Genomic DNA, 23,201 nt, shown 5'->3' with positions numbered 1-23,201 from the left:
TTATTAATAGAAAACAAATTAAGGAGCTAATAATGAGTGAGAAATTAGATATATTAGAAGCTACTAGAGAAAGATATAAGAAGGCTTGCGATAAGCTTAAGCTAGATTCTTCTGTTTATGAAATATTAAAAGAGCCAGAAAGACTTATAGAAGTTGCTATTCCTGTAAAGATGGATGACGGCAAAACAAGGGTCTTCAAGGCCTTTAGGTCAGCCCATTCTTCCGCCCTAGGTCCATCCAAGGGTGGGATAAGATTTGATAAAAATGTTACAAGAGAAGAAGTAATAGCTCTTTCTATGATGATGAGTATCAAGGTTGCTCTTTTGGGACTTCCTTTAGGAGGTGGCAAGGGTGGTGTCATTGTAGATCCTAAAGAGCTTTCTGAAAGAGAAATCGAAAGCCTATCACGTGGTTTTGTCCGTGCTACTAATAATTATTTAGGAAGTAGAATAGATATTCCAGCTCCTGATGTAAACACAAACGCCAAGATCATGGGATATTTCATCGATGAGTATATAGCCCTAAATGAGGGCAAAGAAGATATTGCGACCTTTACAGGTAAGCCTCTTGCCCTCGGAGGATCTTTTGCAAGAGATCAGGCGACAGGTTTTGGCGTAGCCCTTGCAGTAAAATATGCTTACGAAAGAAAAGATGAGAGCCTTGAAGGAAAAACATTTATTTGCCAAGGCTTTGGTAATGTAGGCTACTTTGCTGCTAAGTACATGACTGACTTTGGTGCAAGGCTAATCGCTGTAAATGCAAGTGATAGTAAGGCTCCTTCAGGTTCTTCTGCCATTATTAATGAAGATGGCCTAGATGTGGAGGAATTAAGGAAATTAAGAGAAGGTGGATCTTCAGTCCTAGACTATGCTGATTCTAGAAAGATTAGTAACGAAGACTTCTTTGCCCTAGATACAGATATAATACTTCCTTGTGCCCTAGAAAATGTAATTACAGAAAAAATTGCAAAGACCATAAAGGCTGAGGTCATATCAGAGGGGGCAAATGGTCCAACAAGCCCAGCTGCAGCACAAATCCTAGAAGATAAGGGGGTTACCCTTATACCAGATATCCTAGCCAACTCTGGTGGAGTTTTAGTAAGTCATTACGAATGGATCCAAAACCAAATAGGATATTATTTTGACTATGATAAGGTTAAGGATAAAGAAGAGGGAGATTTACTCAAGGTATTTGAAAGAATCTTCGATATGGCGGAAGAAGAAAATGTCGATTTGAGAGAGGCTAGCTTTATGGTAGCAATCAAATCCATGGCAGAAGCCCTCAAGTATAAAGGAAGATATTAAATTAATAAGGGAGCTTAGGCTCCTTTTTTCTTTAAGATTAAACTTCCATCTTGTAGGAGTATTTATTTCGAATATAATAATAGCTAGAGAAGATTTACTAAAATTAGATAAGGAATGATAATGAAGATAAAAAGATTTGTGGCTATAGTTTTTGTCGCAATAATCGCCTATTTTGGATCTAATACCATTCTTGATAGGCTTGAAAATAATGAACTTAAGAAAACTTACGGGGATGATTTCTCATTTGATGACGATGCTATAGCAAGTAACGAACACGAACACCTATTTTTACTTGTTGGAGTAGATAAGAACTCAGACGATGATGACAATGATGATTTTACAAGAACTGATACCATAATGTTAGTTAAAGCTAATACTGAAACAGGTAAAATCGACATCTTATCTATCCCAAGAGACTCCAGGGTTAAGATTAGACAAGAATTCGATAAGGTAAACCACGCCCACGCCTTCGGTGGAATAGAGCTTACCATTCAGACTCTAAGGAATTTCTTAGGGCTTGATATCGACTATTACGTCCAAGTCAACTACAAGGCTGTGGAAAATATAATAGATGCCCTAGGAGGGGTGGACTTCGATGTTCCTAAGGGAGTATCCATAGATGTAGGAAGCCTCAAGATTAGAGAAGGGATGAATCATTTCGACGGCCAACACGCTCTATGGTATCTCAGAACTAGGAAAATTTATGAAAACGGTGATATAGGAAGAGTAGAGGCCCAACAAGGCTTTATGAAGGCCATGGTAGATCAAATAGTAGAAAAGTCAGAAAATATCAATCTAACGACTTTTGTGACTAACTATTTAAAATATGTAAAAACTAACCTTCCAATGTCAGTTCTTATGGACTTGACCAACAATATAGACAAATTCTCATCGGACAATGTTTCAACATTTACAGTTCCAGGTAGAGAGCAAACTATGGAAGGGACTAGCTACTATCTACCAGACTTCGAGAAGACTTGGAGATTAGTGGATAAGGAGTTTGAAAACTTTAAGCTTAGAAATTGGGATAGGACTAAGGCTGGAGTTGATGAAGATGGAAATATCTTAGATGAGAGAAAGACAGAAAGCCAGGAAGTTCCAGAAGAAAATCCAGAGCCAGCAGTAGAGGCACCAATTAGGGAAGAAGTAATAGAAAATACCGAAACTTACTACTATGAGCCTGAACCAGCTCCTAGCTATGAGTACGAATACTATGAACCAGAATATGTAGAAGAAGAGATAGAAGAGGCACCTCCTGAAGAGGTTCCTGAAGAAAAGGAAGAAAGCTCTAAAAAATCTGAGGATAAAGTAGAAAAAGCTGACGCTAGTGATAAAGATGAATGATAGGTGGGAAATGGAAGATAGAAGACGAAGAAAAGATGAACATATAGAAAATTATCTCAAAAGTGAAATCATAACAAATACCTTGCTAGAAGATATCTACATTGAGCACAATGCTCTTTCTAATGTGAATATGGAAGAGATTGATACCTCAATAGAATTTCTAGGAAGAAGAATATCCATGCCCCTTATGGTTAACGCCATGACAGGAGGCGGGGAAGCTGGAAGTGATATTAACGAAGACCTATCCTCAATCTGTGAAGCAGTAGGCATACCCATGGCCTCAGGTAGTGAAGCCATAGCAATAAAGGATGAAGAAAGTCGTGATTCTTTCACACTCCTTAAGGATAAGGATATAATAAAAATCGGAAATCTAGGATCTGAGAGAAGCCTTGAAGATTTTATTTTCGCCAAAGATTTGATAGATGCAGACCTTATGCAAGTCCACCTAAACATAGCCCAGGAGTTAGTTATGCCGGAAGGAGATAGGGACTTTAGGGGACTTGGTGAAAATATTAAAAATCTAGTAGAAAAGCTTGATATCCCGATTATAGTAAAAGAAACAGGATCAGGGATTTCTAAAAATGTCGCCCATAAGCTACTAGACATGGGAGTAGCATACATTGATGTAGCTGGAAAGGGCGGAACCAACTTCATAGAGATTGAAGATTTAAGAGATGTTGAAACAGACTTTTCCGAATTTTACGATTGGGGAATCCCTACAGCAAAGTCCATCATAGATGTAAGGAGTGTATCTGAAGATGTTTTTATCATTGCATCTGGTGGATTAAGAAATGCGACAGATATTGTAAAATCGATCATTATAGGAGCTGATATGGCTGCTATGAGCGGAGAAGTACTAAGATACCTTCTTCATGGAGGCTACGAGGCTTGCGAAGAATTCTTAAAAGATTTACAATACAAGATAAAAATAATAATGTGCCTACTCGGAGTCAAAAATATAGAAGAATTGAAGAAAGTTGACTATAAGGTTGTTGGCAGACTTAAACAACTTTTAGATTAGATAGTCAAATTAGCCCTAGCAGAAACTGCTAGGTTTTTTTTGTTAAGAATTGAAAAAGTTTAACTGTTAATGTACAATATATACAGTAGGAGGAAACAGTGGATATTAAGATTAAATACTCGAGTGATGATCCTATATATTTACAGATAAAAAACCAAATACAAGATGCGATTTTAAATGATGAAGTTGACAAGAATAAAGCCTTGCCTTCTATTAGGTTTCTTGCAAAAGAACTTAGAGTAAGTGTTGCTACTACTAAAAGAGCCTATGATGAGTTAATTAAGGATGGATTGATAGATTCGGTTCCTGGCAAGGGAAATTTCGTAAAGGATATTAATCCCCAGTTGATTAGAGAAAAATATACCTTACAAATCGAAGAAAAACTAAAAGAAGCTATCGATTTATCTAAGCTTATAGGTTTTAGCAGGGATGAACTTCATGATTTACTGGATCTAATGGAGGAAGAATATGAATGACATCTTAAGTCTTAGACAGGTCGAAAAACAATTCGATAACTTTCATCTTGGTCCCTTGGACCTTGATATAAAAAGAGGTTCCGTTTTAGGTTTGATAGGTGAAAATGGAGCTGGGAAGTCTACTAGTATCAGGCTCATTTTATCTAATATTGAAGAAAAAGAAGGAGAAATTTACATATTTGGTAAAAAGAAAAAGGATTTGACCGAAAATGAAAGAAAAAAGATAGCCTTTGTTTTTGATGATTTATATTTACCCCAAGATATGAATCTAAAGCAAGTGGAAAAATTTCATAGTTTATTTTTTGGAAGCTTGTGGGAATCCAATATGTTTTGGAATTTAGTGGAAAAATTCGATTTACCAAGAGATAAAGACCTAAAATTATTCTCTAGGGGGATGCAGATGAAAACATCTCTTATCCTAGCCTTAAGTCACAATGCAGATTTACTTATTTTGGATGAAGCGACAAGTGGCCTTGATCCTATAGCAAGAGACGATATACTAGATCTTCTACTTGATTTTATTCAAGATGAGAATAAAAGTATACTTATTTCTTCTCACATATTATCCGATCTTGAAAAAATAGCTGATGATATTGCCTTTATCCATAGGGGAAAATTAATTTTTCTAGAGAATAAAGAAGACTTAAAAGAGAAATATGGAATTGCTACTCTAACTAAAGATGAATTTGAAAGCCTAGATAAGAAAGCTATTGTAGGAGTTAGAAAGCATTCTTTTGGAATAGAATGCCTTATAGAAAAAAGCTTGGTCCCAGAGGGACTTGATATGGATAAAGCTAAAATAGAAGATATTATGGTTTTTATGATAAAGGAGAAATACAATGAGAGCCTTGATATATAAAGATTTCTTGGGAATAAAAAAGATATTTATTTACTTATATTTACTGACAGGAGTAGTAGGAATATCTTTTGTAAAAATGGATAAATTTTTTATACTTCCCATGTACTTTGTAATAATTCCTATAAGACTTATAGGTGCTTTATTTGAAACGGACAATAATTACTCGGTAGATAGGTACTTAATAGCAAGTGGATTTTCAAGAAGAAAAATCGTCATATCAAGATATGTCTTTCTTTGGATTATAACTTTAGCATCTCTTTTAATTAGTCTGGCATTAATATTTTTCTTGAAAGTGAAAATTGAAAACTTAAGCTTACTCCTATTTTTATCTATCTTAATAGTTGCATCTGAATATATTTCATTAATTGAAATACCTTTGATGTACAAATTAGGATCAAACAAAACAAGACAATTAACCTCTATTTCATATCTCTTGGGATTTGCTATATTTATGATAATAGGAAAAAATAAAGAAAATCTGGGAAGATTTTTGCTTGGAAATCTATCTATAAGTGAAAACACCTTAGCTTTTGCAATTCTTATTTTCATAATCTTATTAAATCTAGTGTCTTTACTTGTTTCTTTTAAGATTTTTGATAATAAAGAAGTTTAATTAACTTATAAAATATCGTAAAGAGGCTGTTGCAAAACTATGAATAATCATCGTACCATCGTTAGAAGGTTCTCTTAGGAAATTTTACCTCTACTAGTTGGTAGGCTAATTAGAACCTGCCGGCTGATGGAGGCGATTAGCCCGTCGGCTTATTGAGACTTTCCGTGGAGGTTCTTCTAACGATAATGGTACGATTTATTCATTCTGCAACAGCCCCTTAAATATTTATTTTAACCTTGAAGGCCTTCAGCTTGTCTTTGCATATTTTCTACTACTATGTCGTGGATTTCGCCAAGGCTTGCTGCGTATTCCAAGACTTCCCAAGGTTTGTTGGAGTGGAAGTGGATTTTTATTAGATCTTCATCTCCTACAGCAAGGAGGCTGTCTCCTTCTAGATTTTCTGTTATATAGTCAAATATTTCGTCTTCGTCTAGGTCTTCGCCTGCTATTAACATTTGGCAGTCGAATTTAAATTCTAATTGTTCAGTCATTCTTTCTCCTTATTTGTTAAGATTTCTTTTTAGTTCCTCTTCTAAGCTCTTGATCTCAGCTTTGGCAAGCTCTCTATTCTTCTTACCCTCGATTTGGATATTTCTAACTTCCTCTATGGTTGAAATCAAAGCCTCGTTGGTATGCTTTATGGTATCTAGGTCGATTATTCCACGTTCTGTGGCCTTGGCTGTCTCGATTGTGTTTTGTTTTAGGGTATCTGCGTTTTTCCTTAAGAGATCATTGGTCAAATCGGTAACTCTCTTTTGGGTCCTTATAGCCTGGTCGGTGTGATTCATGCCTAGGGCTAGGACCATTTGATTTTTCCATAAAGGAATTGTGTTTACTATGGTTGTTTGAATTTTTTCTGCCATAATTGAGTTTGAAGATTGGACCATCCTGATTTGTGGAGCCATTTGGATTGAGACCATCCTTGTAAGGTCCAAATCATGGAGTTTTTTCTCAAAGCGGTTGGCCTGAGCCTTTAGGTCGTTTACCTTCTGGGCGTCAAGAGGGAGATTAGACTCACTGGCCTTGGATTCAAGAGCAGGTATATCTTCGTTGTAGGTTGTCATAAGCTTTCTATTACCTGCTTCTATATACATTGAGATTTCCTTATAATAATCTTCGTTTAGCTCATACATCTGATCGAGCATGGAAATATCTTTCATCAAAGTTATTTGATGGTTTTCTAAGATTTTGGATATATCTCCTATGTTTTTTTCTGCTGATTGGTATTTTGATTTTAGGGCATCTACCTTGTTTACTTGTTTTTTGAAAAATCCCAAAGGTCCAGAAGTCTCTTCCGCATCCATTGACTTAATATCTACAACCAATTTGTCTAGGAGGCCACCGATTTCTCCAAGGTCCTTGTTTCTTACGGTATCCAGGGTCTTTTCTGAGAAGTTTGATATCTTCTTTTGGGCACCGGATCCGTATTGGAGGATTATATTTGTATCTTCTAGGTCGATTTTTTTGGAAAATTCATCGATCATCTTCTCTTCGTCAGGGGAAAATGTGATTTTGTTCTCGACTAAGTCTGGACTATCATTAGTAATCGCGGCTAATTTTTGATCGTCTTCTTGGTCATTACCGTCTAAAGTTAGTTTAATATCACTCATTATTTGCTCCTTATTTATTCGCCATATCCATCTAAATCTAAGATATTATTCAAAGTTTCTTTCTCTGCTTTGATATCAATGGACTGGTAATTAAGTATGTCAAGCTTTAACTTTCTAAATCCATCTATCAATATTAGGATAGACTCATTTATTTCTGCCAAGGAATTTTTGACTAAAGAATCATCTAGGTTCATTTCTTCGAATTCCCTATATGATTTGATTAATTTACTTGCAGTTGGTAAGTAGTATGTTTCAAATTTATATAGTTTACTATAAAAACCAGGATATTTGTCTAAATAATTTAGTATATCAGCTAGCTCAGTTATAAGTAGGTCTACATTTTTTATAAACTTTTGATTTTTAATATTTACTAAATTGTCATTAATCTCTTGGATTATAAAACTACAATTTTCAATTACTTCATTTGCTTTTTCTCTTTGTAAATCCATAGCAGATAATTCAGGAGTCTTATCTTCTGTATTGGCTTCTAAGATTGCTGATTTTTTCTGTTTATAGATTTCGAAAGTATGCTTATCAAGTATTAGAAGTGAATTATCCTCAGCTAGCCTTGCTTCTTTGAAGTATCCCTCCTGTATCATATACTGTAAGTCATTAATGGTTTCTTCTTTATCCAGAGCCACAGTACTAGCAAGGTCTTCAACTGCGATTATTCTATTATCTCCAATTTCACTAATATATTTATTGTATCTTTCACTTAATTTTATGAGTCTTTCTGTTTCACCATAGGCTATAATAGGGATAGTAAAAGCTATACATCCCAAAAGTAGTGTAGGGACAAACCACAAGATACTCAAACCATGAACTAGGCCATATATTAGCAATATTGTTCCTATAGCCAGTATTATAGCTATAGGAAATGAAATGCGCCTTATAAACAATAAATGTTTAAGATCGGGAGCTTCTTCTTGGTATAAGTCTATCTCATTATGGTTAAACTCATTAGACAACTGGTAAATTTCATCCTTTATTTTAAGGCTTAAATCTTTGTATCCAGATTCTGAAGTTTTTTCTGGTAATTTCATTAATTACCCCAGTCATCTTCTGTTAGTCCCTCTTGTTTGAGCAAGAGGTTAATTGTGTCGATTTCTGTCTTTACATCCATAGCCCTATCGTCTAGGAGGTCGATTTTCATCTTGTCGAAGGCTTCGGCTATGGTTTTTATAGATTCTTCGATTTCTCCCATAGATTTTACTATCCTAGAATCCCTAGAATTTACCATTTCAAATTCTTTGTAGGAAGTGGCAAGCTTAAGGCTTGTTGGCAAGTAATAAGTTGAAAACTTGCCGAGGCCTGTTGCTTTATCTGGATATTTTTCTATGATTTTTAGGATATCTGTAGAATTTTCTATTAGCTTTCCTAAAGACTCTTTGAAGCTAGGACTTTCTATCTCGTCTCTTTTCTCGCTTAACTTATCAAGAGATGTGATTGACTTGGCAATAATCTCTTGGGATCTTTCCTTATTTAGGTCCTCTACTGATAGGTTTTCTCCGTCCGTTTCTACATCGTCAGTGAGGTTTTTCCTGTAAGAAGGGATTTGATCGAGCTTTTCCTTGTAAAGCTTGAAGGTTGGGATATCTAGAATAAATATCTTGCCATCTTCTACAATTCTTGCTTGTTTGAAGTAATTTTTCTTCATCATGTAGAGGAGGTCCTTGGTAGTTTGCTCTTCACTTTGGGCAACTCCGCTTGCTAGATCTCTTACAGAGATTACTGTATTATCTCCAAGCTCTCTTAGAAATCTCACGTAGTTATTGGATAGTCTTTTATACCTATTTCCTAACTTCCAAAGGGCATAGGGAACTGATATAGTAAGGGCTAGGGATATAAGGGTTACAAATAGCCTAGTAAATCCGCTACCATAATATATTTCTGTAAAAGAAGCTATGGTCATTCCAAAAAAGCTAAGAGCAGTAATAATCGAAGCTATTTTTGCTAGTAAGCTGTATCCTGCTTGAGGTATCTTTTGCTCACAAACTTTTGGATTTCTTGTTGCTGGTAAGTTTTTCTTACTAGAAGATGAGAAAGCTTTTATGGCTCCGTTGACTGAATTTTTAATCTTTACGCCGATTTCTGCGAAAGGAATGTCATCGAAGTCGAAGTTTTCTATATCTTCTGCGTAGTTATAAAATGATTTTTTGTGTTTTTTGTTTTTATCTGACATAATTCTTCCTTCTGTTTTCTTAATTACATCATACTACAAATCAATATATTATAAAACTAATTTTAAATATATTGTAATATAAATTAATTATATTAATCGGATAGATCTATAATCTTATCGAAGAAGTCCTTTTTCTCAAGGATTTTTTCTCTATTACCAAAAACAAGGATATTATTGTAAGCCAGGGCCTTATCTAAAACATCCGCCAAGTCTCTTATATCAGATAAGTCTGCTTCTTTGATTTCTTTTAGGATTTCCTCTTCATCTTTAGGATTTTCCTTTTTGTAATTAAGGAAATCAGAATCAGCCTTTTGGGAAGGAGACTTTGGCCTTAGAAACTTACCCATGGTGGATATTTTTTGGTTTGCAAAGTCTCTTTCGTCCATATCAAGATTTCTTGCGATTTCAGAAATCTTATCATAGCTTGCTAGAGTTTTTTCTATATTTGGGTCCCTGTAGGAGTAAGTTGAAAAAAGAGCTGACCTATCTATAATCATTCCTGCTCCATAAGCCCCACCCTTGGCTCTGATTAGCTCGTATAGATAAGGGTTTGATATAATTGAACTTGCAAGAGATAAGCTTCCCTTATAGGAAATATTAAGATCCTTAAGATCTCGTGATTTGGAAATGTAATTTACACTTGCATCGGATGCAATGGCTTCTTTTATTGGGTTTTTCTTGAAAGCTAGTGGTTTTTTATCGAATCTTTCATTAAGGAAGGCAAATTCTTCTAAGATATTTTCCTTCAAGCTTTCGAAATTTTTCCTATCTCCAGTAATATTTAAGGTCAAATCTGAAGATAGGACTTTGCTATAGAGATTTTCAAGATTACTTTTTAAGGACTCAAAGTCTTCGCTTGTTTTTTGGATAGCATCTTTTATGAAAAGATAGTAGTCTATTCCAGAAAGTTTCTCCTTGATATAGGATAGCTTATCTATATGGGAATTATTCCTATTTATGGCTATGAGATGGCCTGAATCATACATGCCTGATTCAAAGACAGACTTTCTTATCCTTAGAAGCTCTAGGATTCTTTTTTGGTCATCAAAGGTGGTATTTATCAAAAAGTCCTTCACTATTTCAATAGCTTTCTGGATATTTTCCCTAGTAGTCTTGAAAGTTACTTTAAAGCTATTTTCGATTTTGTCGTCATTTATCCTAATGCTTGCTATAGTGAAGTTTAGCCCTGTTAGATATTGCCAGATTACATCATCTATATCCTTGTAGGAAATATTTTTGGTATCAATTGATCCTAATAGCTCTCCGATTAGCTGGAGATTTTGCATTTCATCTAAGCTTAGATGGTCTATATTAAAGTAAAGATTAGCATAGATTAGGCCACTTGTTTCAAGTTCATGGTAGACGAATTTAAACTTATCTTCATGGACTTCTCTAGGGGTTTTAGTAAGAGTCGTAGGCACATCGCGAAGCTTAAGTCTTGGTATTGTAGCCTTTTCTTCGGGTGTGTTTTCCCTATTTTGATAATCTTTGAGGGCTTTTAGGTCATCTTCGATTTTCTTAAAAGTTTCATGAGTCATATCCTCGTTTAACTTTTCGATTTTTTCATTGAATTCCTCATCTTGCTTTTTCCTATAGTCCTTGTCGGCTCTTGCTATATGGACGAGCTTGGTCTTGTTATTTAGGAAGTATTTCTTAATGAAATCCTCGTAATAACCAGTACCGATTAGGCTTCTTAGCTCATCTAGGGTATCGACCAGCCTATATACAGAGAAGGGATCTGCGTCAAGACTTGTCATAAGTATATAGGAAAGTCCGCGACTAGTATCGTTTAAGCTTTCTCTTTGGGCAAAATCAAAGATAGAAAAGGCAGACTTAAGACTTTCTATAGAAAGATTCTTGCTTGCTTCTTCTAGGCCCCTTTCTATTATTTCTACAAATTCATCGATCTTACTTCCGTCAGTCTTTTGGGCTTGGATTAGGACAGAGGACCTGTTGCCGTAGCCTGGTCTTGCGTAGAAGTACTCTGGAGCAAGTTTCTCATTAATTTCATTTCTAATCTTTGATGAGTCCATATTAAAGATGGTATTTACAAGGATAGAAAGGGTTAGATAGTCTTTGCTATCAAGGGCAGAACTTGCGAGAAAAGCATAGGAAAGATAGTCGGAGTCCTCCTCGATTTTGCTTGCTGGATAAGTGCCTTCGATTATTTCAGGATAGTAATTCTCTTTAACTTCTATCTCATTATCAAATTTTCTAAAGTCATACTTGCTTAGGTATTCTTCGTCCAAGCGGGTAAGGAGTGGGTCTATGTCCATATTTCCATAGAAATAAATTAGACAGTTGGATGGGTGGTAGTGGTTTTTATAAAAATCAACAAACTCATCATAGGTCAAATCGCCGATTTCTCTTGGATTTCCTCCGGATTCATACTCGTAAGGACTATCCTTATATAAAAGAGAATTTATATCGTTATAGATTAGACTTTCAGGATCAGATAGGGCTCCCTTCATCTCGTTATAGACAACGCCAGATATGCCAGTGATTTTTCCATCTTCCATTTCATAGTGCCAGCCTTCTTGGTCTAGGATTTCCTTTTTCTCTATGGCTAGGGGATTAAAGACTGCATCTAGGTACACATCGACTAGGTTAGAAAAGTCCTTGTCGTTTTCGCTTGATACAGGATAGACGGTCTTATCTGGATAGGTCATGGCATTTAGGAAAGTCTCGAGACTAGATGAAGCCATATCCATAAAGGGGTCCTTGGTCCTATATTTTTTTGAGCCATTAAGGACAGAGTGCTCCATTATATGAGCCTTACCCTTAGAGTCTGTCGGTGGTGTCTTAAAGCTTATGGCAAATGTCTTGTTTTCGTCATCTGTTTTTACATATATAATATTGGCCTTGGTCTTTTTATGTTCATATAGAAAAACTGTTAGGCCTAAGTTTTCAAAATCTTCTTTCTTTAATAAATTGTAAGTCATAATTCCTCCGTTTTTTTAACTATACTTCAATAAAAAATTATAGATATAGGGTAAAGTTCTTATAAAGACTAATTAAGGAGGGAAGATGAAAAAAATCAAAACCAAAGAGTTAACCCTTATGGCCATATCCGTAGCCTTGATGGTCATTTTAGGTACTATTTTATACTTTGTAGGCAGGGCCCTGCCTATACCAGGAGGAAGACTTTTGGCCATGGCACCAGCTTATAGCTTTATTTTTACAGCCCTAATCCTTAGAACAAAGAGAATGGGAATTATCTCCCTAGTTTCCTTTGTATTTGGATTTTTCTTACTTAAATTTACAATTTTTGGAGTAATGGCAATTTGGGCCAGTGCATTTTTGGCGGATATCCTGACCTTTATTCTTATAAGATCTTATAAGTCCTATAGGGATATCTACCTAACAGTGCCTTTAAATAGCTTCTTTCAAATATGGACTTCATATTTTGTGGTCATAAATTTTGTGCCAGATTCAAAATTCACCCAACAAGCTTTTTGGCCAACTCTGGGAGTTTCTATTTTGATCTATATAATAAGCCTTATATCTTCAAGATATTTTATAAAACTTATGGAAAAAAGGTCCCTATTGGGAAAAGAATTTAAAGATTCAAGATTAAAAATAAATCAAGAAAGTAGGCGATAATGAAATTAGGAATAATAGGTTCTGGTAAGATTGTAAAAGAAGTGCTGCCAGTTTTAGAACAAGTAGAAAATATAGATATAGTGGCCATAGCAGGCCGCAATGAGCGAAATTTAGAAGATTTAGTAGAGGAATTTAATATAGGAAAATACTATATAGGCATAGATGATCTTTTAGCTGACCCTGATATACACACAGTATATGTAGCCCTCCCAAACAAGCTCCACTATGAAGTTATGGATAAGGCTATCGAATTTGGTAAGGATATTATATGTGAGAAGCCTTTTTGTGGAAACTTAAGGGAGAGTGAGGATATCTTTGAGAGGGCCTTTGCCAAGGGGCTAATAGTTCTTGAGGCAGCAAGTCATAGATTCATTCCTAATGCCCTAGCCGTAAGAGATGAGCTCAAGAAGTTAGGAGATATAAAAATCGTATCATTTAACTATTCACAATATTCTTCTAGATACGATAAGTTCAAAGAAGGGGAGATCGCTCCAGTTTTTGATAGGTCGATGAATGGTGGGGCTCTTATGGATATCAATTTCTATAATGTAGATTACCTTTCTATGCTTTTTGGAAGGCCAAAGGCTGTCGAGTATTTTCCTAATATGGAAAAGGGAATCGATACATCAGGCATTCTTTACCTAGACTATGGGGACTTTAAGGCTGTTGCTATAGGTAGCAAGGATTCAGATGCAAGTTTAGTTAATACTATTCAAACAGATAGGGGAAGTATAGAAATAACGGACGCTATCAATTCATTTTCATCCTTTAGGATTAAGGAATCTGGAAAAAATGTTTTTAGAGAAGTAAACTTAAATAAGCCTTGTCATAGGATGGTCTATGAGTTTAGAGAATTTCTAGAAATTATTAGCCAAAGGGATATGGAAAAAGCAAGGAAGCTTTCTCATATAAGTCTTGATACTTCATGGATTCTCACAGAAGCTAGGAAGTTTTCTGCTATAGATTTCCCAAATGATTAAATGATTTATAGAATCTAAGGCAAAGTGTTATAATATATATAGTACGAATGTATTATTAGAAAGAAAGGAGTTCGTATGGTAGGAATAATACTCGCAAGCCACGGCGGTTTTGCCGATGGTATCAAAGAATCTGCTCAAATGATCTTTGGCGAGCAAGAAAAATTCGAATCAGTATGCCTACTACCTTCAATGGGACCCGATGATTTCAGAGCAAATCTCGAAAAAGCCATTGAAATGTTAGATACTGAAGAGATTCTTTTCTTGGTTGACCTTTGGGGCGGTACACCATTTAACCAAAGCTCAAATTTATTTGAGGGAAATGAAGATAAATGGGCAATCGTTGCTGGTATGAATCTTCCTATGGTCATAGAAGCTTTAAGCGAGAGATTTACTGCAGAGAAATCTCACGATATAGCAAAGGCTATAGTAGGATCAGCCAAAGAAGGAGTTAAAATTAAGCCGGAAGAGCTTAATCCAGTAGAAGAAGCGGAAACAGAAGTCAAGGAAGATAATATCCCTAAGGGGTCTATCCCAGAAGGAACAGTTCTTGGAGATGGTAAGATCGATATTGGTCTTGCAAGAATTGACACAAGACTTCTCCACGGACAAGTCGCTACAAGCTGGACAAAGTCAATAAAACCTGACAGAATCATAGTAGTAAGTGATAGCGTAAGTAAAGATGAACTAAGAAAAAGCATGGTAATGGAAGCAGCTCCTCCAGGAGTTAGGGCTCACGTAATTCCTATTTGGAAGATGAAGGAGATTATGGATGATCCACGTTTTGGAGCAACTCGTGCTTTATTATTGTTTGAAAAACCACAAGATGTCCTAGAATTTCTAGAACTAGGCGGAAAGCTAGATAAGGTTAATCTAGGATCAATGGCTTACAAACAAGGAGATATCAACCTTACAAACGCTGTTTCTATGAATGCTGATGATGTAAAATGTTTTGATAAAATCCTAGAACATGGAATAAAAATTGATGTCAGAAAAGTTCCAGCAGACAAGAACGAAAATTTCGACAACTTGATGAAAAAAGCTAAAAGAGAATTAAATATTAATTAATAGGAGAAATTATGAATATACTTAATGTTATTTTGATCGTCCTAGTAGCTTTTCTTGCAGGATGTGAAGGAATCTTAGACCAATTCCAATTTCACCAACCACTTGTTGCTTGTACCCTAATAGGTCTTGTAACAGGTCACCTAAAAGAAGGCGTTATCCTGGGCGGTTCTTTACAACTAATAGCCCTCGGTTGGGCAAATGTAGGTGCGGCAGTTGCTCCAGATGCAGCGCTCGCATCAGTAGCCAGTGCTATTATAATGGTCCTTGCCCTAGAAGGCGGAAGCGAGAATGTAACTAGTGCGATTAATACTTCTATTACGCTTGCAATCCCACTTTCTGTAGCAGGACTATTCCTTACAATGATAGCAAGAACTCTTGCTATACCAATGGTTCACGGAATGGATGCAGCAGCAGAAAACGCTGACTTTAGAAAGATTGAAGTTATTTCCTGGATGGGTGTATGTATGCAAGGACTTAGAATTGCAATACCAGCCCTTGTGCTTTGCTTTATCCCACCAAAGGTAGTAACTGATGCCCTAAATTCTATGCCAGACTGGCTAACAGGAGGAATGGCAGTTGGTGGTGGAATGGTAGCAGCTGTAGGTTATGCCATGGTTATCAACATGATGAGTACAAAGGAAACTTGGCCATTCTTTGCCCTAGGTTTTGTCTTCGCTGCAATCGATCAAATCACCCTAATCGGTCTTGGTGTAATAGGTGTTGTACTTGCGATTGTATATATGACTCTTAAAAATCTTGCAACAAGTAACCAAGGTGGAGGACAAGGATCAGGCGATCCTCTAGGCGATATCATAAACGATTATTAAAAAGGAGCAATTATGACTGAAAATATAAACAATAATGAAGAAAGAATTGTCCTAAATCAATCTGTTCGTAGAAAGGTATGCAACCGTCACCAATTCCTCCAAGGAACATGGAACTACGAGAGAATGCAAAATGGTGGTTGGGCCTTCTCAATGATTCCAGCTATCAAGGCTTTATATAAGGACAAAGAAGATCAAAAACTAGCGCTAAAAAGACACCTTGAGTTCTACAACACCCACCCATACGTATCAAGCCCAGTAATGGGAGTAACACTTGCTATGGAAGAGGAAAGAGCAAATGGAACTCCAATTGATGATGCTGCAATCAACGGTGTTAAGGTTGGTATGATGGGACCACTTGCAGGTGTAGGAGATCCAGTATTCTGGTTTACCCTAAGACCAATCCTAGGAGCTCTTGGAGCATCCCTAGCTCTTTCAGGAAACCCACTAGGTCCAATAATATTTTTTGTATTTTGGAATCTAATAAGATATATATTTGAGTGGAAAACTCAAGAGATGGGATATAGGGCAGGTAACGAAATAACAAAAGACCTTTCCGGAGGACTTCTAGGTAGAGTTACCCTAATGGCATCAATCCTCGGTATGTTTATAGTAGGAGCCCTAGTACAAAGATGGGTATCAATCAACTTCACAGTAAATGTATCAGAAATTACCCAACAACCAGGTTCATATATCGATTGGGCATCTCTTCCAGCTGGAGCTGAAGGAATCAAAGAAGCCCTAACTCAATACCATAACATAGGTGCTACAGCCCTAGATCCTGTAAAGGTAACAACCCTACAAGATAACTTGGATAGCTTAATTCCAGGTCTTGTACCACTTTTACTAACTCTAGGAATCTGTAAACTTCTAAAGAAAGATGTATCTCCAATTGCTATAATAGTTGCTCTATTCGTAATAGGAATCATCGCTAGATTCTTTGGAATTATGTAATGGTTCAATCGCAAAACACCAAAGTCGATTTAACTATCCCTGCCACTAACCTAAATGGCCTTACTTCTCAAGGTAAGGTCATGGTTGGTGATAGGGCTTTTGAATATTACAATGATAGGAACAAGGCCGATTTTATCCAAATACCTTGGAAAGAAATTAGACTTGTGACTGCAGCTGTTATCTTTAAGAAGAAAATCACGAGATTTGCCATTCATACCAAAAGCAATGGAGATTTTATTTTCTCTACTAGAGATAACAAGAAAACCCTAAGAGCTATAAATAAATATATAGCAGACGATAAACTAAGGAAGTCCTTGACTGTACTAGATTATCTAAAAAGAAAATAATATTATTAAGCCCCTAATTTGGGGCCTTTTCTGTCGACTTTGTGAAAACATTTTCTAACTAGTGGATAAATTTTTCGTTTTGTTATATAATTATAGTATAAATTTAAAAAAGAACATTTTATTATACAAGAGAATAAATGTTTTCACAAAGGAGTAAATATGAAAAATTATGACACATCAAAAATCAGAAATTTAGCCTTAGTCGGTCATTCCAAAGCAGGTAAGACCTCTTTGACAGAATCACTATTATTTAAAACTGGTGTGATCGATAAAAAGGGAAAGGTTGAAGAAGGGACAACTGTTTCGGACTATGAAACACAAGAGAAAAAAAGAAATATTTCCCTCCAAACTTCAATTATTCCAATCGAATATGATGATTTTAAGATTAATTTTATAGATTCTCCTGGATTTTTTGATTTTGAAGGTGAAGTTTTGCAGGCTCTAAGAGCAGCGGAATCTGCACTTTTTGTTATAGATGGAGAAAATGGTATAGAAGTAGGAACAGAAAAATACTGGAAATACACCCAAGAGATCAACCTACCTTCTATAATTTTCGTAAATAAACTAGATAAAGAAAATGCTAACTTCAACAAGGTAGTTTCAGATCTTCATATAGAATTTGGCAAGAAGATTATCCCTCTAACCTTAATTCTAGGTGAAGGAGAAGACTTCGAAGGAATTATCGATGTAATCGAGAAAAAAGCCTACACTTATGAAAATGACGAGAAAAAGGAAGTAGAAATTCCTGAAATAAGAATGGCAGAGGTTGAAGAAGTCTACAACCAAGTTATAGAAGCTGTTGCAGAATCAGACGATAGCCTCATGGAGAAATTCTTTGAGGGAGAAGAATTTTCAGAAGAAGAATTCATGAAGGGTCTATCCAAAGCAATACTAGAAGGAGATGTAGTTCCTCTAATAGCAGGCTCTAGCGAAAAACAAATCGGCCTAAGCTCTCTTCTTGATTGCATAGTAAAATATATGCCAGCAATTGATGATGAAGCAGCAAACATAGGCTATAGGGTAAAAGAAGGCTATGAAGCTTTCGAGCCAAAGGGAGATGCACCTTTCTCTGCTGTGGTATTTAAGACAATAGCAGACCCATTTGTAGGTAAGATTTCTATCTTTAAGGTCCTATCAGGAGCTATAAATAAAGATGATAAGATATATAATGTAAGTAAGGATGTGGAAGAGAAAGTAGCAAATCTCTTTGTCCTTAGAGGTAAGGAACAAATTAAGGTAGATAAGCTAGTGGCAGGAGATATAGGAGCCTTCTCTAAGGTGGATTCTGCATCAACTGGAGATAGTTTAGCTACAAAGGAAAACAAAATAGAATATAAGAGAATCAAATACCCACAAGCAGTTTTATTCTTCGCTATCAAGGCCCTAAGTAAAAATGACGAGGATAAGATTTCAGAAGCCTTACAAAAACTTGCCGAAGAAGATCCAACCTTCAAGGAAGAAAGAAATCAAGAGACAAGCCAATCTATCCTATCAGGACTTGGTAATGTTCAACTAGAAGTGTTGATGGATAAACTAAAAGATAACTATTCAGTAAATACAGAAGTAGTAGAATACAAGATCCCTTATAGAGAAACTATCAAGTCCAAATCAGATGTTCAAGGAAAACACAAGAAACAATCCGGTGGTGCTGGCCAATACGGAGACGTGTTTATAAGATTTGAACCTGTTGATGAAGACTTCGTATTTGACGAAGAAGTATTCGGTGGAGCAGTTCCTAAGAACTACTTCCCAGCGGTAGAAAAAGGATTAGTAGAATCTTTAGCGGAAGGTCCTCTAGGTGGGTATAAAGTTACTGGAATAAAGGCTACCTTGTATGATGGATCCTACCACCCAGTAGATTCAAATGAACAAGCCTTCAAAACTGCTGCTAAGATTGCCTTCAAAAAGGGTATAGAAGAAGCAGATCCTATCTTACTAGAACCTGTCATGAAACTAGAAATCAATGTTCCAGATGCTAACATGGGTGATGTAATGGGAGATATGAACAAGAGACGTGGAAGAATCCTCGGCATGGAGCCACAAGCTGATGGAAGTCAAGTAATCCTTGCTGAAGCTCCACTAGCTGAAGTTCTAACCTATGCAATTGACCTAAGAAGTCAAACATCAGCACGTGGTTCATTCTCAATGGAATTTGTAAGATACGAAGAAGTACCAAAAGAAATAACAGCAAAAGTATTAGAAAAATAATTATAGAAAAGAAAGTAAGGAGTATGCTATGGCAAAGTGGGAAATATTAAATATAGATCCTTGGCTTAAAGATTATGAAAATGATATTAATTTGAGGATGGAATCTTACGAAAGGCAAAAAGAAAAACTTTTAGGAGATGGAAAAAGACTCACGGAATTTGCCAATGCACATAACTATTACGGCTTTCACAAGACAAAAACTGGCTGGATATACAGGGAGTGGGCTCCTAATGCAGACGGGCTCTACCTTATAGGTGACTTTAACGGATGGGACAGACATTCCCATCCTCTTACAAAAATAAATGACGAAGATTGGGAGATAGAGATTAAGGGAATCAGGACTCTCCCTCACAAATCAAGAATCAAGGTCCTGGTAGATGCAAATGGGGCCATAAGAGATAGGGTTCCTTTGTACGCTACTAGGGTTGAAAGAAACGACGAGTTAGACTATGCGGCCCTAATCCAAAATCCTAGGAAGAAATTCAAATGGGAAGATGATGACTTCAAAATCCAAAAAGATGATCTTTTGATATATGAAGCTCATATAGGAATGGCTGGAGAAGACGGTAAAGTTTCTTCCTATAAGGAATTCGAGAAAAATGTCCTTCCAAGAATAAAAAAGGACGGATATAACACAATCCAACTTATGGCTATAGCAGAGCACCCTTATTACGGGTCTTTTGGTTATCAAGTATCAAACTTCTTCGCACCAAGCTCTTGGTATGGAGAAAATGATGAATTAAAATCACTCATAAATGCTTGCCACAAGGAAGGAATCAATGTGATTATGGACTTGGTTCACTCACATTCTGTAAAGAATACGGCCGAAGGCATCAATGAATTTGATGGAACAAGCTACCAGTTCTTCCATGATGGAGGTGAAGGAAACCACCCTGATTGGGACTCTAAGTTATTCGATTACAAAAAACCAGGAGTCTGCCATTTTCTCCTATCAAATATAAAATATTGGCTAGAAGAGTTTCACTTTGATGGATTTAGATTCGATGGAGTGACTTCTATGATCTACAAGGACCACGGAAGAGGAGAAGCCTTCGACTCATATGCTAAATACTTCTCCATGAATACAGACATAGAAGCCCTAAACTACTTGCAGCTTGCCAACGAACTTATAAGAGAAATCAAAAAGGACGCTATAACAATAGCAGAAGATATGAGCGGCATGCCAGGAATGTGTCTTCCAATAGAATACGGTGGAATTGGCTTTGACTATAGGCTTGCTATGGGAATGCCAGATTTCTGGGAGAAGTCCCTAGAAAAACGAGATGAAGATTGGGACCTATCTAAGATGTGGTATGAACTATCAACTCACAGACCAGAAGAAAAGAGGGTGTCCTACGTAGAAAGCCATGACCAGGCCCTAGTAGGATCAAAAACTACAATATTTAGACTAGCTGATCAAGAAATGTATTGGAATATGAGAAAAGACGACCATAATATGATCATCGATAGGGCAATCGCTCTTCACAAGATGATAAGATGGATCACGATATCCATGGGAGCTGATGCCTACCTCAACTTTATGGGTAACGAATTCGGCCATCCTGAATGGATTGACTTTCCGCGAGAAGGAAACGGCTATTCCTATCATTACGCTAGACGCCAATGGTCCTTGGCTGACTCTAAAGACCTAAAATATCAATTCCTAAATAATTTCGACAATGCCATGATAGAATTTTCTAAGGAAAATGATCAACTAGCGGGCGAAACATACAGACTGTGGATAGATAATGACAGAAAAATCATAGCATTTAGAAACAAGGATATAGTATATATCTTTAACTTCCACCCAGAAAACTCATATGAATCCTTCCAATTGCCAATCCATGATATAGGAGAATTCAAAGTCCTAATGGATACTGATGAAGGAAGATTTGGGGGATTTGATAGGATAAGTCACGAATTTACTTATCAGACAGAAAAGCTTTCTGGAACAGACTATGACGGTATAAAGATCTACATCCCATCTAGGACAGGTCTTGCCTTAAAGAAGATATGACAAAGATAATTTGCTTAGGAGATTCATTCACCCAAGGCTATCTTGTAGAAGATAAAAACTACACCCGCTTTCTCGAGAAGGCGGGCTTTCTCGTTAGAAACCTAGGTGTTAATGGATCGACAACGGAGGAAATGCTAGAAAGATACAAGAGGTTTGAGGCAGAAGAAAGAGAAGATGTCCTAGTAGTGTTTGGTGGGACGAATGACTTTTTGAATGGAATATCTGCTCAATTTGCCTATGAAAATCTTAAAAGTATACTAGAAATGTCGGATGTTTCAAAAAAAATTCTGATAATCCCTAGTTATGTCGAAGAGGAAAGCATATTTCCAGCCTATAAAATGACTAACGACAAAATAGATTTATTCTATGAGATTTTCAAAGAAGACTTATCATATAGGAAGGATACTTATATGATAGATTCAAGGAAGATCGAAGGAAGATTCATTGATGGCATACATCTAGCTAGTGATTTTCATGAAAAATTAACGAAAGAAATATTAAGGATAGTAAATGATTGATCAAATAGAAGATACACAAGTTGTAAGAGATTTGATGAAAAACAAGATAATATTCGCTCTCGTAGCTATAGTTATAATCCTTATTGTTAGCAAACTAATATTAAATATCCTCAAAAGGTTAATTAATAAATTGCTAGAAGGAAAAGCTGTGCAAAAATCATCTCTTAACCAGAACAAGGTAAACACCATATCTAGTGCAATATATTCTGTTATTAGAGTAGTGGTAATATTTATAGCAATAACCCTAATACTAGATGTTTTTGGAATAAATACCTCAACCCTAATAGCTACAGCTGGAGTTGGAGGTGTGGCGCTAGCTTTAGGAACTCAAACTGTCATTGCAGATTTCATAAAAGGAATCCTAATAATAGTAGATGATAAAATAAGAGTTGGAGAATGGGTAAAGGTAGCAGGTATAGAAGGAGAAGTTGAAGACTTAGACTTTAGAGTAACAAAAGTAAGAGATTTTAATGGCTCACTTCACATAATACCAAACTCACAAATAACCAGTGTCCAAAACTTCAACAGAGGAGAAATGATTGCTGATACGACATTTTCAGTATCATATGATACGCCTTTAGATGAAATAAAAGACATGGTTGACGATATCAGCAAGAAGCTCTTAGACAAAGAAGAGAATAAGGGCTTATTTATAGAGAGGTTTAAAATATTTGAAATAAATTCTCTAGAAGCCTTCTCTTATAAGGTGAGAATTACTGCGACAGTAAAAGTTGGTGAGCAATGGCAAATAGGAAGACAGGCTCGCGAGATGATAAAATATGAAATGGAAAAAAGAAAAATAAAAAGCGCCCTAGTGGAGTATGAAGAAAATGAAGAAATATAAAGTAGATGATATTGTAAGTCTAAAGAAAGGTCATCCATGCGGAGAAAACTTATGGCAAATCCAAAGAATGGGAGCAGATATAAAACTGAAATGTCTAGGTTGTGATAAAAATATATGGATGAAAAGATTAGACTTCGACAAAAAAATAAGAAAAATAAAAGATAAAGATGGAAAGATGGTAGCCATAGTCAACTACAATCCTGATGAAGAATAAGTAAAAATCGCCGTTTAAAAAGAATCGGCGATTTTTTTAATAAAAAAATTGACAAAAGAAAAATAAGAGTGTATTATATTAATTGTCATTCGGGAGATGGCAAGCGAGAAAAGCTGAATTAAATAAAAAAATTCAAAAAAAGCTTGACAAAAGAAAATGACCGTGGTACTATATAAGAGTCAACGCGGTAAGCGAATGACATGAACCTTAAAAAATAA

Annotated in this window: 22 protein-coding genes; 17 read left to right on the top strand and 5 right to left on the bottom strand. The window is 36.0% G+C overall.

The genetic code is table 11. The features are described 5' to 3' along the window. Positions 1 to 32: 32 nt before the first annotated feature. From C7D97_RS06495 to C7D97_RS06470, 6 genes are all read left to right on the top strand, one after another. Positions 33 to 1,304, top strand: coding sequence for a Glu/Leu/Phe/Val family dehydrogenase (locus C7D97_RS06495; protein ID WP_105301264.1), 1,272 nt, complete (start codon positions 33 to 35; stop codon positions 1,302 to 1,304). A 120-nt stretch (positions 1,305 to 1,424) separates the two neighbouring features. After that, entirely contained in the window at positions 1,425 to 2,648 is a 1,224-nt protein-coding gene (locus tag C7D97_RS06490; protein WP_105301263.1) for an LCP family protein, read from the top strand. A 10-nt stretch (positions 2,649 to 2,658) separates the two neighbouring features. Continuing rightward, positions 2,659 to 3,669 carry a type 2 isopentenyl-diphosphate Delta-isomerase gene (fni, locus tag C7D97_RS06485; RefSeq protein WP_105301262.1) on the top strand — a complete coding sequence of 337 codons (1,011 nt, stop codon included), beginning with the start codon at positions 2,659 to 2,661 and terminating at the stop codon, positions 3,667 to 3,669. A 98-nt stretch (positions 3,670 to 3,767) separates the two neighbouring features. After that, positions 3,768 to 4,145 carry a GntR family transcriptional regulator gene (locus C7D97_RS06480; protein WP_105301261.1) on the top strand — a complete coding sequence of 126 codons (378 nt, stop codon included), beginning with the start codon at positions 3,768 to 3,770 and terminating at the stop codon, positions 4,143 to 4,145. Continuing rightward, positions 4,138 to 5,004 (top strand): ABC transporter ATP-binding protein, encoded by an 867-nt coding sequence (locus C7D97_RS06475; protein ID WP_105301260.1) that lies wholly within the window; start codon positions 4,138 to 4,140, stop codon positions 5,002 to 5,004. The genes C7D97_RS06480 and C7D97_RS06475 overlap by 8 nt, the downstream gene beginning before the upstream one ends. Continuing rightward, a complete protein-coding gene (locus C7D97_RS06470; protein ID WP_105301259.1) occupies positions 4,985 to 5,617 on the top strand; it encodes an ABC-2 transporter permease in 633 nt (210 codons plus the stop codon). The genes C7D97_RS06475 and C7D97_RS06470 overlap by 20 nt, the downstream gene beginning before the upstream one ends. Before the next feature lie 230 nt (positions 5,618 to 5,847). On the opposite strand, the gene C7D97_RS06465 is transcribed toward C7D97_RS06470, so the two are convergent. The 5 genes from C7D97_RS06465 to C7D97_RS06445 all read right to left on the bottom strand — a co-directional run bounded on the left by C7D97_RS06465 (position 5,848) and on the right by C7D97_RS06445 (position 12,351). Then, positions 5,848 to 6,108 carry a kinase to dihydroxyacetone kinase gene (locus tag C7D97_RS06465; RefSeq protein ID WP_105301258.1) on the bottom strand — a complete coding sequence of 87 codons (261 nt, stop codon included), beginning with the start codon at positions 6,106 to 6,108 and terminating at the stop codon, positions 5,848 to 5,850. 9 nt (positions 6,109 to 6,117) lie between these two features. After that, entirely contained in the window at positions 6,118 to 7,227 is a 1,110-nt protein-coding gene (locus tag C7D97_RS06460) for a toxic anion resistance protein (protein WP_105301257.1), read from the bottom strand. 14 nt (positions 7,228 to 7,241) lie between these two features. After that, the gene (locus tag C7D97_RS06455) at positions 7,242 to 8,270 is read right to left on the bottom strand and encodes a hypothetical protein (RefSeq protein WP_105301256.1); all 1,029 of its coding nucleotides are present in this window, start codon (positions 8,268 to 8,270) and stop codon (positions 7,242 to 7,244) included. Further along, positions 8,270 to 9,409, bottom strand: a complete 1,140-nt coding sequence (locus C7D97_RS06450; protein WP_105301255.1) for a 5-bromo-4-chloroindolyl phosphate hydrolysis family protein — start codon at positions 9,407 to 9,409, stop codon at positions 8,270 to 8,272. Before C7D97_RS06450 ends, C7D97_RS06455 begins: the two co-directional genes overlap by 1 nt. 92 nt (positions 9,410 to 9,501) lie before the next feature. Continuing rightward, positions 9,502 to 12,351, bottom strand: coding sequence for an insulinase family protein (locus C7D97_RS06445; protein WP_105301254.1), 2,850 nt, complete (start codon positions 12,349 to 12,351; stop codon positions 9,502 to 9,504). Positions 12,352 to 12,436: 85 nt separating this feature from the next. On the opposite strand from C7D97_RS06445, the gene C7D97_RS06440 reads away from it, so the two are divergent. From C7D97_RS06440 to C7D97_RS06390, 11 genes are all read left to right on the top strand, one after another. Next, entirely contained in the window at positions 12,437 to 13,012 is a 576-nt protein-coding gene (locus C7D97_RS06440; RefSeq protein ID WP_105301253.1) for a hypothetical protein, read from the top strand. Further along, positions 13,012 to 13,992 (top strand): Gfo/Idh/MocA family protein, encoded by a 981-nt coding sequence (locus tag C7D97_RS06435; RefSeq protein WP_105301252.1) that lies wholly within the window; start codon positions 13,012 to 13,014, stop codon positions 13,990 to 13,992. The genes C7D97_RS06440 and C7D97_RS06435 overlap by 1 nt, the downstream gene beginning before the upstream one ends. A 75-nt stretch (positions 13,993 to 14,067) precedes the next feature. Further along, positions 14,068 to 15,057, top strand: a complete 990-nt coding sequence (locus tag C7D97_RS06430) for a PTS sugar transporter subunit IIB (RefSeq protein WP_105301251.1) — start codon at positions 14,068 to 14,070, stop codon at positions 15,055 to 15,057. Positions 15,058 to 15,068: 11 nt separating this feature from the next. Continuing rightward, positions 15,069 to 15,884 (top strand): PTS mannose/fructose/sorbose transporter subunit IIC, encoded by an 816-nt coding sequence (locus tag C7D97_RS06425; protein ID WP_105301250.1) that lies wholly within the window; start codon positions 15,069 to 15,071, stop codon positions 15,882 to 15,884. 12 nt (positions 15,885 to 15,896) lie between these two features. After that, a complete protein-coding gene (locus tag C7D97_RS06420) occupies positions 15,897 to 16,835 on the top strand; it encodes a PTS system mannose/fructose/sorbose family transporter subunit IID (RefSeq protein ID WP_105301249.1) in 939 nt (312 codons plus the stop codon). Beyond that, positions 16,835 to 17,182, top strand: a complete 348-nt coding sequence (locus C7D97_RS06415) for a DUF956 family protein (RefSeq protein WP_105301248.1) — start codon at positions 16,835 to 16,837, stop codon at positions 17,180 to 17,182. The genes C7D97_RS06420 and C7D97_RS06415 overlap by 1 nt, the downstream gene beginning before the upstream one ends. 159 nt (positions 17,183 to 17,341) lie before the next feature. Then, positions 17,342 to 19,390, top strand: coding sequence for an elongation factor G (gene fusA / locus C7D97_RS06410; protein WP_105301247.1), 2,049 nt, complete (start codon positions 17,342 to 17,344; stop codon positions 19,388 to 19,390). Positions 19,391 to 19,418: 28 nt separating this feature from the next. After that, a complete protein-coding gene (locus C7D97_RS06405; RefSeq protein WP_105301246.1) occupies positions 19,419 to 21,407 on the top strand; it encodes an alpha-amylase family glycosyl hydrolase in 1,989 nt (662 codons plus the stop codon). Then, a complete protein-coding gene (locus C7D97_RS06400) occupies positions 21,404 to 21,925 on the top strand; it encodes an SGNH/GDSL hydrolase family protein (protein ID WP_105301245.1) in 522 nt (173 codons plus the stop codon). Before C7D97_RS06405 ends, C7D97_RS06400 begins: the two co-directional genes overlap by 4 nt. Then, complete coding sequence (locus tag C7D97_RS06395; RefSeq protein ID WP_105301244.1) at positions 21,918 to 22,769, top strand: mechanosensitive ion channel family protein; 852 nt, start codon at positions 21,918 to 21,920, stop codon at positions 22,767 to 22,769. The genes C7D97_RS06400 and C7D97_RS06395 overlap by 8 nt, the downstream gene beginning before the upstream one ends. Continuing rightward, a complete protein-coding gene (locus C7D97_RS06390) occupies positions 22,756 to 22,983 on the top strand; it encodes a DUF951 domain-containing protein (protein WP_105301243.1) in 228 nt (75 codons plus the stop codon). Before C7D97_RS06395 ends, C7D97_RS06390 begins: the two co-directional genes overlap by 14 nt. Positions 22,984 to 23,201 lie beyond the last annotated feature (218 nt).

This window comes from Anaerococcus marasmi (assembly GCF_900290195.1).
Taxonomy (GTDB): Bacteria; Bacillota; Clostridia; order Tissierellales; family Peptoniphilaceae; genus Anaerococcus; species Anaerococcus marasmi.
Note: the sequence above shows the minus strand (reverse complement) of the source record. Positions and strands in the feature narration are given on the sequence as shown.

Coding starts and splice junctions, on each gene's coding strand:
- fusA (WP_105301247.1), top strand. CDS start 17,342: ATGAAAAATTATGACACATCAAAAATCAGAAATTTAGCCTTAGTCGGT.
- C7D97_RS06445 (WP_105301254.1), bottom strand. CDS start 12,351: ATGACTTACAATTTATTAAAGAAAGAAGATTTTGAAAACTTAGGCCTA.
- C7D97_RS06395 (WP_105301244.1), top strand. CDS start 21,918: ATGATTGATCAAATAGAAGATACACAAGTTGTAAGAGATTTGATGAAA.
- C7D97_RS06465 (WP_105301258.1), bottom strand. CDS start 6,108: ATGACTGAACAATTAGAATTTAAATTCGACTGCCAAATGTTAATAGCA.
- C7D97_RS06495 (WP_105301264.1), top strand. CDS start 33: ATGAGTGAGAAATTAGATATATTAGAAGCTACTAGAGAAAGATATAAG.
- C7D97_RS06475 (WP_105301260.1), top strand. CDS start 4,138: ATGAATGACATCTTAAGTCTTAGACAGGTCGAAAAACAATTCGATAAC.
- C7D97_RS06420 (WP_105301249.1), top strand. CDS start 15,897: ATGACTGAAAATATAAACAATAATGAAGAAAGAATTGTCCTAAATCAA.
- C7D97_RS06435 (WP_105301252.1), top strand. CDS start 13,012: ATGAAATTAGGAATAATAGGTTCTGGTAAGATTGTAAAAGAAGTGCTG.
- C7D97_RS06470 (WP_105301259.1), top strand. CDS start 4,985: ATGAGAGCCTTGATATATAAAGATTTCTTGGGAATAAAAAAGATATTT.
- C7D97_RS06440 (WP_105301253.1), top strand. CDS start 12,437: ATGAAAAAAATCAAAACCAAAGAGTTAACCCTTATGGCCATATCCGTA.
- C7D97_RS06430 (WP_105301251.1), top strand. CDS start 14,068: ATGGTAGGAATAATACTCGCAAGCCACGGCGGTTTTGCCGATGGTATC.
- C7D97_RS06425 (WP_105301250.1), top strand. CDS start 15,069: ATGAATATACTTAATGTTATTTTGATCGTCCTAGTAGCTTTTCTTGCA.
- C7D97_RS06400 (WP_105301245.1), top strand. CDS start 21,404: ATGACAAAGATAATTTGCTTAGGAGATTCATTCACCCAAGGCTATCTT.
- C7D97_RS06390 (WP_105301243.1), top strand. CDS start 22,756: ATGAAGAAATATAAAGTAGATGATATTGTAAGTCTAAAGAAAGGTCAT.
- C7D97_RS06460 (WP_105301257.1), bottom strand. CDS start 7,227: ATGAGTGATATTAAACTAACTTTAGACGGTAATGACCAAGAAGACGAT.
- C7D97_RS06490 (WP_105301263.1), top strand. CDS start 1,425: ATGAAGATAAAAAGATTTGTGGCTATAGTTTTTGTCGCAATAATCGCC.
- fni (WP_105301262.1), top strand. CDS start 2,659: ATGGAAGATAGAAGACGAAGAAAAGATGAACATATAGAAAATTATCTC.
- C7D97_RS06450 (WP_105301255.1), bottom strand. CDS start 9,409: ATGTCAGATAAAAACAAAAAACACAAAAAATCATTTTATAACTACGCA.
- C7D97_RS06415 (WP_105301248.1), top strand. CDS start 16,835: ATGGTTCAATCGCAAAACACCAAAGTCGATTTAACTATCCCTGCCACT.
- C7D97_RS06405 (WP_105301246.1), top strand. CDS start 19,419: ATGGCAAAGTGGGAAATATTAAATATAGATCCTTGGCTTAAAGATTAT.
- C7D97_RS06455 (WP_105301256.1), bottom strand. CDS start 8,270: ATGAAATTACCAGAAAAAACTTCAGAATCTGGATACAAAGATTTAAGC.